Below are 11,133 nucleotides of genomic sequence, written 5' to 3'. Positions count from 1 at the left end.
GTGGAAATCTTTACTGCGGGCACTGACGTTTCACTGAGGATATTCGACTTGAGCGGCAGAACAATAAGAACTCTCGCTGTGAACAGATCTCTCTCAGAGAACGCACAATTTGAGTGGGATGGAAATGACGATTTCGGCTCCGAAGTTTCTTCTGGCATATACAGAGTCGAACTCAGTTCGCCGGATTATACCGACTCAAAACTTTTGATTAAAATCCAGTGACCTATTAATAGGATTAGAGCCGATATATGCAGCTCTCATCCTATTTTTTTTCTTTTAAATTTTATATAAATCCTTCCAATATATTGTCCCCTCTTAAGAGGGGTTTTAATACACCCCTGGCGTCCCTTCCTTTTGGCCTAAAGAGGGTAGGCATTGAGTTATGTTCCGTAATTCCGCGCATAATAGAAAGTTTGAATAATTAGTTTGCTTTTTAATATAGTTGAGCTTAAAATACTGGAATAAAAAATTCAAGGAGGTAAACTTGAAGAAGAATGTTTTGGTCCTCGGAATCCTCGGCATTCTTTTTATGTCGGGATTTCTGTTTTCCGCTGTGAGAAGACCTTTACTTGAAATCCACGGGGCTTCTCAGTGAACCTATTGTAATCAGTATGCTGGTCAGCAGAACACATTCATAGAAAACAAAGGCGACAGTATTTCGGCAGTAAAGTATCATGTTTGGTCAAGCGATCCATTTTACAACGCCGATCAACTCGGCCGGAAAAATTTTTACGGAGTCGGCGGAGTTCCCGACGCCTTCATGGACGGATATATAAACCTCTATCCCAATAACACTTACCTTCAGAATTCGTTCAACACAGCCATGTCGAGACCCTGCTATCTCGAAATCCTCCTCGACGGCGATTTCGATCCGACTACGCATTCCGGAAATATTTTCGTCACTCTTATACTTGAGGCTTCAATAGGTGCCGGTCCGTTTGTATTGCACTGTGACGCCGCCTCAAAAGTGGTGCCTTATGCACATGGATACTTTTCGGAATTCCACTATCCTACGAGAAAAATGTATCCAAATTACAACGGGACCCCAATTACATTTTCAGGAACCTATCCCGAGACTCTCGAGGTCACAATTCCTTTTACACTCAGCACTTCTTGGTGGCATTACGATGAACAGGCGATATATTTTGCCGTTTGGCTTCAGACACACGGATCACCCAAATACATTCATCAGAGCAATCAAATCGGAATTGGCGGTCTTAACGCCGTAGAGGAGACGCCTTCCTCGCCGGTTATGTCAAAGACTTTCGGACTCGGCAATTTCTATCCCAATCCATTCATCGGCACAGCCTTCATACCCGTGGAAATCTTTACTGCGGGCACTGACGTTTCACTGAGGATATTCGACTTGAGCGGCAGAACAATAAGAACTCTCGCTGTAAACAGATCTCTCTCAGAGAACGCACAATTTGAGTGGGACGGAAATGACGATTTCGGCTCTGAAGTTTCTTCTGGCATATACAGAGTCGAACTCAGTTCGCCGGATTACACCGACTCAAAACTTTTGATTAAAATCCAGTGACCTATTAATAGGATGAGAGCCGATATATGCGGCTCTCATCCTATTCTTTCATCCAGACACTTGCAAGAAAATCAACATCCACCGGCGTGAAAGATGCTGTCCGCAAAGTGTGAGTAAATTTAGTAAATGAAGGGTTTCGTGGAGAAATTTCAATTTTTAAGAATAAATAAAAACAGGATATTTGTCTATCAAGCGGTCAAAATATCAAAGAGTTTTGACAGGGGCGTCCCAGTGAAGTTCAATCTCGCCCTTTTTTTCGAGAATCTTTTTTAAAAAAACAATAAGACTTTCCGGAGGTTTTTTTTCCTTTTCGAACAGTTCGAGAAGTTCTTCGAGAAAATAAAAATCGTTCGCTTTCATACCCTCTTCAGAAAAAGCCTTGATAAGAAAAAAGAGGTCGTCTCTTTTGAGCTCTCCGACGAAGTCTCCGGAAATGTTGTCCGTAATCTTGAAAGGGAAATTGTCCGGATACGATTTCAGCAAAGCCAGATTTTCGTCTATCGCCTTCTGAGTGCTTTCCCTGTGCTTTCTTGTTTCAAATCTTATGTAAAAAGCCAGATACAAAACAAAAAGAGCCAATGTGGCACAGCTGACTATCGCGAACTCGGTAAAATTTCTGGATTTTAAAAGACCCGTAAATCCCGCGAAAAGTATTACAATGAATATTAGATTATGAATCGTCTGCATTTCTTACTATATCCACACGGGCATCTTCCCTGTCAACATTTTTAAGCGTTTCGTGTTCATTTGTTTCTTTTTGTGGAATAATAAGCTCAAAGGAGGACCTATGAAAATACTGTCTTTTATTCTCATTTTACCTTTCTTTTTTTCTCCGTCTCTTTTTGCTGACGGCCGATTTTCCCCTCTCGACAGTTTTCACAACAACAACAATCTCTGGACCGGATTCGACCCTTTGAACGGTGACATAGGAAACAGGGAAAACTCATCGCTGGAATTCCCCGGCGGCTCAGGCCGGGACCACATTCTAAGGGGATGTCACGGCATAGGTTTTCTCACGTCATCAGGTGATACAGTCGTACTTTCGAACAAACTGTGTTGACACATGATCAACGAATGGTTCATTTCATACTGTGCATGGGAATGGACCGGCGACTCGCTGTACGCGAGCGATTACCACTTCGATGATTCTGAGCACGTCTCGGGAATAATTTCCCGCAGGAAATGTTTTTCTTTCTCCAGAGCCGATTACTCGGATTTTCTGATTTTCAAGTACGAATACGAAAACAAATCCGAGCATGATTATCAACAGGTATATCTCGGTCTCTACGCCGACATTAACGTCACGAATTCAAGCCACACCGACGACCGGTGCGGGTACATAGACTCCCTTGGTCTTTCATATTTCTATGACGGACCCAACCCTTCTGAATACATCGGAATCAAGACATTGAGTGATGTTCCCCACCTCGGCGTCAGTTTTCACTGGCCCGAGGATATGCCTTACGAAGACGTGTATCTATACGAGATACTTGCTGACACGACAGCGCCAGGCATTATCCCTGACACGTCTGGAAGCTTCGCCGTCTACATAAAAGCAGGTCCTTATTTCCTTGGACCTCTCGACTCAATTTCAATTTTCTACGGCATTGCAGCGGGTCAAGATTTCCAGAAAATGACAGTCAACGCTGTGAAAATGCAGAGTCTTTTCGACAGTCTGTTCACTTCTGTCGAAGAACCTGTTTTCACCTGCCCTCAATCGTCGTTCAGCCTGACTCCCAATCCTTCACATGGAAGGATAATGATCCGGTTTTTTCTGCCTTCAAGCTCGCACGCAAAAATCGAATTGTTGGATCTGTGCGGAAGAAAATTACAATTGGATTTTCCCGGTCTATTGAGAGAAGGAACGAGCGAAATAAATTTAGACCTGTCGTCTCTGCCCTCAGGTACATATTTTCTGATGCTATGCTCAGAAAAGACCAACGTTATGAAAAGGATAACTCTCATCAAATAGAAAATTTCCCTTTTTTTGAAATATTGATCCAAAAAACCGTCACAGAACCGAGCTTTAACAGTCTAAATATTCAAAGACCAAAAAGGAGAAAATATGCTCAGGATTCTGTGTTTTTTATCCGTCTTAATTATGGCGTTTGCCGGAAATGCACTGTCAGAAACATTATACGTTCCCGCCGGCTTTCCTGATATTCAATCGGCAATAGATTCGAGCGGTGATTTCGACACGATAATCGTCTCAGAAGGAACATACGTTGAAAACCTGAACTTCAGAGGCAAGAAGATTCTGCTTGCGAGCCTTTATCTGGTCGACGGAGAAACGGTCCACATTTTGAACACAGTGATTGACGGAAGTCAGCCCTCAAGCGAAGACACGGGAAGCTGTGTTCTCTTCGTCAGCGGAGAAGATTCTAATTCGGTCATACAGGGATTCACGATCACGCAGGGCACCGGCACGAAGTGGACCGACGAACACGGCCACGGTGTTTTCATAGAAGGCGGAGGGATACTTATTTCTTTTGCTTCTCCAAAAATCCTCAACAATGTCATCGTTTACAATGAAGCAATTCGAACCGCCTCGGGAATTGTAAGCTCCGGAGCCGGAGGAATTAGAGTAGGCGACGGCTTTCCGCTGATACAAAACAACGTCATAATCGGCAATTCGGGTATGTATGGAGGCGGAATAGTTTTGAACTATTCCGGTGGAATAATAAGGAACAACATAATAGCAAAAAACAGAGTTTACAGACCTTTCTCCCAACACAACACTTACGGCGGAGGCGGAATATGGATTGGCAACGACAATCCGTCTTATCCGCGAACAGTTGAAAACAACGTCATTACAGGTAATTCAGCCCTCGGCGACGGCAGTCTTCCACCCTGCGGTAAAGGAGGAGGTATACTTATACACTCCACTTCCGTCGAAGTCAGAAACAATATAATCTGTGGTAACACGGCTACATATTCATCATACAACCAGATATGGACTTACAGCGCAGGGACCACGGCTTTCACTTACTGCGACATTGAAGACGGCTGGTCGGGGACAGGAAACATCAGCGCGGATCCTCTTTTCTGCGACAGCAACTACGTGTTGTCTCAGTTATCGCCTTGTGTGGATTCGGGAGACCCTTCTTCGAGCGAAGACCCGGAAGATTCGCTGAATCCAGGACACGCTCTGTACCCTTCGAGAGGACTGTTGAGAAACGACATCGGAACGTATGGAGGACAATTCGCTAAAATCTTTCCGGATATCACTTCATTCTCGTTTGTCGAAGAAAAAAGCGAATCGAATTTCGACTGGTCTTGTAACGCTTGTTTTCTTCCCCCTCTATACGGCAGAAATGAAATCGGCCTGCGTTTTTTTCTACCGAAAGAAAGCTTCATCGAGATAAACATTTTTAATGTCACGGGCGCATTTGTCAAAAGACTTGTTCAAGGCTTTTTTATTTCTGGTATTCACGAATTTGTATGGGACAGAAAAGACAGTCGTTTTCTCGAAGTTTCTTCCGGAGTGTTTTTTATAAAACTAAATACCGATGAGACGGAATCTGTTCAAAAGCTGTGTCTGCTCATATAATCAGAAACTTAAATTGAGAAAAGAGCTTTGTATCCAACCTTCTACATCGATTTTAGGAAACCCTTCTGAAAAATCGACATGTATCCAGTCTCCTTCTGTGTTTCCTGCTATTACGGCGTAATCGCCGTTGAGTGTCATATACAAAGGAGGAGAAAGAGAATCCGGTTCACAGTAGATTTTCGTGCCGCCGAAAAACATGTTGTAGGTTAGAAACGGGTCCGGAGAAGGCATTCTCAAAAGATGTTCTGAAAATCCTTTAAGGTTTACGCAGGAGTCATTTTTTATCCATCTATATCTGAAAACTCCCGTGTTGGCGGCTTGAGCGACTCCAGGATCAAATCCCAGCCAGCCATTTTCCGACTGAGCCGCTATTTGTATCACATCTCCGGGTCGAAAACCGCAGAAAACCATCGAACTGTCGGAAGGCCTGAAATAAGACGATGTTTCATGGAGAATCTCAAGATCCGCCGAATACGTTTCCACGTCGAGAGTTTTACTGACGGCCTGGGTTTGAAAGGCAAAAATTATAAAACAATAAAGGATCAGGCACCTCATATGATGAATTTACCACGCCGACAGGGGAACTTCAATCTTTTGAAAAAAAACAAAAAGCAGTGTATTATTGCCGGATGAAGAGAAAGTTCATTCCGAAAAGGATTTTCCAGGCCGTCTCGCTTTCTGTCATGGCGCTGTGTTTTGTTCTGACGGTCTTTATCGTCTTTACTTCTCGCGCGCCTTACACTTTTTTTATGGAAAATATTTTCGAAAAGCCCGGTCCTTACGAGGCGGTTCTGTCTTTTCTTCTGACTTTTCTAGTTCTTATTCTTGGGTCTCTTCCTTTTCTGATACTGTTGAGGCTGTTTTCCGACGTACCCGCGCTCAATGAGAGACTCAGAAAAGACCCTCTTTTCGGCTCTCCGCCCGCGGAATATTCCGGGAAATACGAGATACCATCTCCATGGCTTAGAATACTGGCTTTATTCATCGACAGAATGCTGTCCGTTCTCCTGGTCCTCGCAGGCATTCCTTTTGTAGTCCTCGCCGAGTCTTCCGAACCCGGATATCTTCAGGTTCCGGCCAAGTCGTTATTCTTTATTCTCCTGACTGCGGCAGTCTTCTATTCTTACTGCCGCGACGCTTTCAAGGGAAAAAGTCTGGGCAGGAAAATGCTCGGAATGAAAGTCGTAGACGAAAAAACCGGAAAACCGATAAAATTCTGGAAATCATTCCTCCGGGAAATCGGTCTTCATTTCGCTCCTCTTCTTGCAATAGAACTTGTGTTCATATTTACAAAGCCCGGCGGAAGAAGAACGGGCGATGTTTGGGCCAAATCAATCGTTATAAAAGAGTCGTAATCCTTTAGTTCCGTATCGAGTCATTGCTCGTTCCAAAAAACCGAGATCTTGTTCACCGAGTAATTTGTTACGGCGATGTCCGGATCGCCGTCGTTGTCGAAATCGGCAGTGCACAGCGATCTGGGTTCTTCGCCTGATTTTCCTTCAAAGACAAGGACAAACAACCCTTCTCCTGTGTTGGAGTAAATCCTGATTTTTTCGTCGTAACTGCTTACGACGGCATAATCTTCATCTCCGTCTCCGTCAAAATCGGCGAAGATTAAATCCTCAGACCTGTCTCCCCCGTCATAAACACTCTTTATGACAAAATTCCCTTCACCGTCATTTGTTAATATCCTGACTTCGTCGTCAGCCGCGCATGCGACAGCAAAGTCTTCATCTCCGTCACCGTCTATATCCGCAAAATCTATTGCTTTCGGCCAGCCAACGCAAAGAATTTTCATGGGTTCACAGAAAGTTCCGTCCCCGGTGTTGAGAAAGAGAAGCACGCGCCCGTTCCAAGCATCGCACACCGCGAGGTCAAAAAAATTGTCGCTGTTTATGTCAACCGCACAAAGCGCCGCCGGACTTTTTTTCGCGTCATAAGATCCGCTCCTGGTAAAAGTCCCGTCACCTGCGTTATTAAAAACCGTTAGAGTTCCTGAATAGTAATTCGCGACCGCTATGTCCTCGTCGCCGTCGAGGTCAAAATCACTGGAACACAGTGCTTTCGGATCCTGTCCGGAATAGTAACGCTTGCATTCGTAAAATGAATCCGATCCAGTGTTCAGGAAAACTGAAATGTGGGATATCTTTTCAGCTACGGCTATGTCCAGAAATCCGTCTCCGTCGAAATCGGCGGCAACGACGTCGAGAGTTCCGTCCCCTGCCAGAAAAGGACTGGGCTGGCTGAATGCGCCTTCCCTGTTCAATATCAGATAGACATTTTCGCCAAGAAGCTTGACGCCGGCCACAGCCAGATCCGTAAAACCGTCATTGCCGAAGTCGCCCGCGCAAACTCCGAAGGGAAACACCCCCGCTCTTATTTCCTGCCGGGTCCAGGCGGAATCAAGCGGCGTGAAAGAAAAAAGAGCGAAAAGAATCAGCGCAGTCAAGGTTCCCGCGACCGGAAATTTTCTGGTTGATTTCATCTTTAAAAAATCACTCGTAGATTTCAGACACGTCGTAGAGAATCAATTTTAAACTATCAATGTCGAAAACAGCGGCTGTTCCTCCGCTTATTCCGAGTAATTGTGAACTTTCTCCGAAACCCAGTTTAACCCTTTTCAGATAATTGCTCTGACCATCGAATATGTCTATTGCGCTATAGGCGTATTCGTCCGATGCAATATGGATTAGCAGTTTTTCCTGCTTGCTGTCGTACGATATAAAATAGAAAGGAGGCTGAGTGTCTCTTATTCTTCCTTCGAGAAATTCCCTGTATTGACCGGCTCTTTCGTACATAAGATCGATAACTTCCTGCGGAAAAGGAATCGGTTCGTAATCTACGGTGAAGCCGCTGATGGCCGAATCATCAATAGTGTACTGGTATATTGTGTAGTCTTCAGTGAACCCCCACCAAATGGTGTCGCTTTTTCCTCCTGTCAGGACTCTCATCGGCGGCGGCAGTTTTGCTTCCATAAGATTGACCTCCGTTTCGCCTTCGTATTTTTTTATGAGTTCTCCTGTGTTGACATCGCAGAACTCAATGAGGCTCTTTCCCATCAGGGGAGCGAACACCGCCACAGTATCGGAAATGTCAAAAGAAATGCTGATAACTCCGATCTGTACAGATTTCAGCAGTACGCCTTCCAGATTAAAAATCTGCAACCTTGAGCTCATCGGATCGAAAATTGCAATTTCGCCTTCATCCGTGAACTTGACGAATCCTGACTGGTTGAATGTGAATTCGCCGGGACCTTCTCCTTTGTCGCCGAAGACGGTTTTCAAAATTCCGTTCTCGTAGACAAAGCATTTGCAGAGTGAAATGTCGAGGACGGCCATGTAATCTCCGTAAAAGTCTGTCGAGCCGAAACTGAGCTGAACGAAAGAATCAGAAAAGACGGTCAGGGTCTCAGGAACAATGTAAACTGGTTCTTTCGGTTCGTAATGTAAGATAACGGTTGTTTCGTCGGTTTTACTGCACGAAATAAACGCAACTGACAGAAACGCGAACAGTGCTCTTTTTATCATCTTTTCCCCGATTTGAAAGATTTTCCGACCATTTAGATTCTTTTTTTCTGGCTCAATTTCGCGTCGTGTATGACCTCGGCGTCTCCTATCGATATTTCGCCGTTGTCTATCCTGATGTGGAATCCGCATTGCGGATTAGTGCAAACCCAAGCTTTGTACTTTATCGTCGCTCCTTCCCTGCCGTAGTCCGACAGGGGAACAAGAATTCCGGATTGGCACTTGAGGCATTTAGGCCACTGCTCCACTTTTCACCTCCTCTTCTTCATTCTTCCTAATGAGCTATACATTCAAAATATTACCAGGTAATTTTAGCAATTTATATTTTAAGTGTGAAAGAGACCCTGTCGGCTCCCCCAAGGTATCCGTAAGAGTAATGCACCGCGTCAATTGAAAAATAATTGTCTTTTCCGAGCGGTACCATTGCTCCCAGGCCGAAAGACCATCCGCTCCAGTCTCCCGTCCTCTCGACCGGCTGATATCCTCCCCTCAGAGAAAAACCTTTAAAAGCCAAATCGAGATCCGTAGGCAAAAGAGTCAGTTCGCCGCCGAAACCTGCCGAAATTTTAGAAAACTCTGAAAAACCAAGGTCCGCGCTCAATGTCGTCTTCAGAATGAACGATTCGAGATTGAGAGGCAGGACCAAAGCCGATCCAGTCCGCAATTCAGTGGGCGGAAGGTCCCGTTCGCTTATGAAAACTATGCCTGGGCCGACATTTTTAAGAGCGGCGCCGAGCCTCAGGACAGGATGCGGCACAAAAAGCACTCCTCCGTCGAGTGTGGCCGTTCTCGCGGTCCTGTTTCCGAGTTTACTCTGGATACCCCTGACGGAAACACCTCCGAAAAGGTTCTCTCCGTAAATTTCCCTGCCAAAAGACAAGATAAACATCGCATCGTAGTTGGAAAATGTGCCCGTCTCGGTTCCGTTAGCGTCTCTTCTCACATCGCTCGCGCTCAAAAACGCACCGCCTATCCCGAGCACTCCCAGAGCTTTCAGCCTTACTACAAAAGCTCCGGCGCCGTAATTGACGTCCTTGAAAAGATTTAGAAATGAAATGGTCCCGCCGAGAGCGTAAGTCTGTCCGAGTCCGGCCGGATTCCAGAATATGCAGTTGGCGTCGTCGGACACAGCGGTGTAGGCCGAACCGAGAGCGACCGGTCGCGCCCCTATTCCAATTTTTAAAAATGTACTGCCTGTGACCCCCGCGCTGAATGAAAACGCAGGCGAGCTCATCAGCAACATCAATATAGTTGTTATTGTCGCTTTTTTCATATTAGTGAATGAACGTTATCCTTCCGAAATTTCTCTCTTCCGAAAACGGTATCAATTCTATCACGTACAGATACATTCCACTGGAGACCTCGTCTCCGTATTCATTTTCTCCGTCCCAAACTGCTTCTCTCGAAACAGGTGATATCTCTGAAGGGTCGTCGAGGAGTCGAACGACTTCGCCGGCCAGGTTGAAGATTACGATTCTGAAAAGGGGAAACATGCCTTCTGCCCTGCTGCCAAGGGGTTGGTATTTAATCGTGCACACATCTCCGCCGGATCTCTTTTCAAAGGGATTCGGATAGGAAAAAACTTTGCCGAAAAGAACCGGTCCGGCCTCTATGTCGGCAAACATCAACTGCGAAGACGCGGATATGTTTCTCATTTTCACTCCGCTCGAAACGCCGTCCCACATGTTTGGAGAAGGGACATCGCGGGATCCGAGTTCAGCGGTATTACTGCTGAAAAGGTCGCCCTCGCTTCCTGACGCCGTCGTCGAAGGATCCCCGTCGGCCTTGACCAGGCAGACAAGTCTTTTTTCCGGGTCGTTGTTGTCCGGTCTCGACTCGTCAACATGCCACACGGCTATGCCTTCGTCTGGAAGAGCCGTTTCGAAAAAGCCGATTTTTGCCCTGTTCTCAAACAAAAAATACTCGCCCGTTCCCGGATGCGTGTCCGTCCAGTCAACTCCGTTTGGATTCCGGAGCACTCTCCATGTTCTGGGATATACGGTTCCTCCTGCGGCGTCCAGACTGGCCGATTTCACTATGTCGGGGACTCCCGTGACGTCTCTTTCTATTGAATCGGGAACAACCCAACCCAGAAGCATTTTTATCCACAGTGAAGGATGGGCGGGTCTTGTCCCGGGCTGTTCTCCTGAAAGCCTGTTCCAGCTTCCGGCGTCCATAAGTTCGAATTTGCCGACGACAGAGTTGCCGTCGTCGGTGTTGTAAAGGTCTGGCGCCCCGAGAACGTGACAGAATTCATGGCAAAAAACGCCGACCGTGACGAGTGAGCCGTCTTCGTTCATTTCTGGCTCCATTGAATATACTCCGAGGGTGCATCCGTTTGAAATTATGTAAGGGCAGGCAGGGTCGTAATTGTCTCTAATGAGCTCACAGAGCTCCCTCGCATCCGCCTTGTGCGACCATATATCAAATGTGTCGCCCGTCTGTTCTGCGCCGGGTCCTGCGTGAACTACAAAAAGCCCGTGCGCAACCTTGTCTCCGTCCGGATCGAGAATGTTGAG

13 protein-coding genes are annotated in these 11,133 nt (G+C 45.9%); 6 read left to right on the top strand and 7 right to left on the bottom strand.

Features of this window, described 5'->3' with window-relative positions:
* The coding region (locus tag JXL83_06285; protein ID MBN2363721.1) for a hypothetical protein at positions 1–222 on the top strand (222 nt) is incomplete at its 5' end.
* A gap of 538 nt (positions 223–760) precedes the next feature.
* Positions 761–1,540, top strand: coding sequence for a T9SS type A sorting domain-containing protein (locus tag JXL83_06280; GenBank protein MBN2363720.1), 780 nt, complete (start codon positions 761–763; stop codon positions 1,538–1,540).
* 204 nt (positions 1,541–1,744) lie between these two features.
* Here JXL83_06280 and JXL83_06275 read toward each other — a convergent pair whose 3' ends face one another.
* Entirely contained in the window at positions 1,745–2,227 is a 483-nt protein-coding gene (locus JXL83_06275; protein ID MBN2363719.1) for a hypothetical protein, read from the bottom strand.
* Positions 2,228–2,327: 100 nt separating this feature from the next.
* Between JXL83_06275 and JXL83_06270 the strand changes: the two genes are divergently transcribed.
* The 3 genes from JXL83_06270 to JXL83_06260 all read left to right on the top strand — a co-directional run bounded on the left by JXL83_06270 (position 2,328) and on the right by JXL83_06260 (position 5,090).
* The gene (locus JXL83_06270; GenBank protein MBN2363718.1) at positions 2,328–2,600 is read left to right on the top strand and encodes a hypothetical protein; all 273 of its coding nucleotides are present in this window, start codon (positions 2,328–2,330) and stop codon (positions 2,598–2,600) included.
* A gap of 3 nt (positions 2,601–2,603) precedes the next feature.
* Complete coding sequence (locus JXL83_06265; GenBank protein ID MBN2363717.1) at positions 2,604–3,512, top strand: T9SS type A sorting domain-containing protein; 909 nt, start codon at positions 2,604–2,606, stop codon at positions 3,510–3,512.
* 93 nt (positions 3,513–3,605) lie between these two features.
* Positions 3,606–5,090 (top strand): hypothetical protein, encoded by a 1,485-nt coding sequence (locus JXL83_06260; GenBank protein ID MBN2363716.1) that lies wholly within the window; start codon positions 3,606–3,608, stop codon positions 5,088–5,090.
* Here the strand turns inward: JXL83_06260 and JXL83_06255 are convergent, their stop codons facing one another.
* Entirely contained in the window at positions 5,091–5,645 is a 555-nt protein-coding gene (locus tag JXL83_06255; protein MBN2363715.1) for a hypothetical protein, read from the bottom strand.
* 74 nt (positions 5,646–5,719) lie between these two features.
* On the opposite strand from JXL83_06255, the gene JXL83_06250 reads away from it, so the two are divergent.
* Positions 5,720–6,445 (top strand): RDD family protein, encoded by a 726-nt coding sequence (locus JXL83_06250; GenBank protein MBN2363714.1) that lies wholly within the window; start codon positions 5,720–5,722, stop codon positions 6,443–6,445.
* A gap of 20 nt (positions 6,446–6,465) precedes the next feature.
* Here JXL83_06250 and JXL83_06245 read toward each other — a convergent pair whose 3' ends face one another.
* The 5 genes from JXL83_06245 to JXL83_06225 all read right to left on the bottom strand — a co-directional run.
* The gene (locus tag JXL83_06245) at positions 6,466–7,575 is read right to left on the bottom strand and encodes a VCBS repeat-containing protein (GenBank protein ID MBN2363713.1); all 1,110 of its coding nucleotides are present in this window, start codon (positions 7,573–7,575) and stop codon (positions 6,466–6,468) included.
* Positions 7,576–7,585: 10 nt separating this feature from the next.
* A complete protein-coding gene (locus JXL83_06240; GenBank protein MBN2363712.1) occupies positions 7,586–8,617 on the bottom strand; it encodes a hypothetical protein in 1,032 nt (343 codons plus the stop codon).
* A gap of 32 nt (positions 8,618–8,649) precedes the next feature.
* Positions 8,650–8,862 (bottom strand): hypothetical protein, encoded by a 213-nt coding sequence (locus tag JXL83_06235; protein ID MBN2363711.1) that lies wholly within the window; start codon positions 8,860–8,862, stop codon positions 8,650–8,652.
* Between the two features lie 71 nt (positions 8,863–8,933).
* Positions 8,934–9,887, bottom strand: a complete 954-nt coding sequence (locus tag JXL83_06230) for a PorV/PorQ family protein (protein MBN2363710.1) — start codon at positions 9,885–9,887, stop codon at positions 8,934–8,936.
* Position 9,888: 1 nt separating this feature from the next.
* Positions 9,889–11,133, bottom strand: a 1,245-nt coding sequence (locus JXL83_06225; protein MBN2363709.1) for an immune inhibitor A, incomplete at its 5' end; no start/stop codon positions are given.

This window comes from candidate division WOR-3 bacterium (assembly GCA_016934535.1).
GTDB lineage: Bacteria > SDB-A > SDB-A > SDB-A > SDB-A > JAFGIG01.
The sequence above is the reverse complement of the archived record's forward strand: the minus strand, read 5'-3'. Positions and strand labels throughout refer to the sequence as shown.

Coding starts and splice junctions, on each gene's coding strand:
- JXL83_06280 (MBN2363720.1), top strand. CDS start 761: ATGGACGGATATATAAACCTCTATCCCAATAACACTTACCTTCAGAAT.
- JXL83_06255 (MBN2363715.1), bottom strand. CDS start 5,645: ATGAGGTGCCTGATCCTTTATTGTTTTATAATTTTTGCCTTTCAAACC.
- JXL83_06250 (MBN2363714.1), top strand. CDS start 5,720: ATGAAGAGAAAGTTCATTCCGAAAAGGATTTTCCAGGCCGTCTCGCTT.
- JXL83_06265 (MBN2363717.1), top strand. CDS start 2,604: ATGATCAACGAATGGTTCATTTCATACTGTGCATGGGAATGGACCGGC.
- JXL83_06245 (MBN2363713.1), bottom strand. CDS start 7,575: ATGAAATCAACCAGAAAATTTCCGGTCGCGGGAACCTTGACTGCGCTG.
- JXL83_06240 (MBN2363712.1), bottom strand. CDS start 8,617: ATGATAAAAAGAGCACTGTTCGCGTTTCTGTCAGTTGCGTTTATTTCG.
- JXL83_06275 (MBN2363719.1), bottom strand. CDS start 2,227: ATGCAGACGATTCATAATCTAATATTCATTGTAATACTTTTCGCGGGA.
- JXL83_06230 (MBN2363710.1), bottom strand. CDS start 9,887: ATGAAAAAAGCGACAATAACAACTATATTGATGTTGCTGATGAGCTCG.
- JXL83_06270 (MBN2363718.1), top strand. CDS start 2,328: ATGAAAATACTGTCTTTTATTCTCATTTTACCTTTCTTTTTTTCTCCG.
- JXL83_06260 (MBN2363716.1), top strand. CDS start 3,606: ATGCTCAGGATTCTGTGTTTTTTATCCGTCTTAATTATGGCGTTTGCC.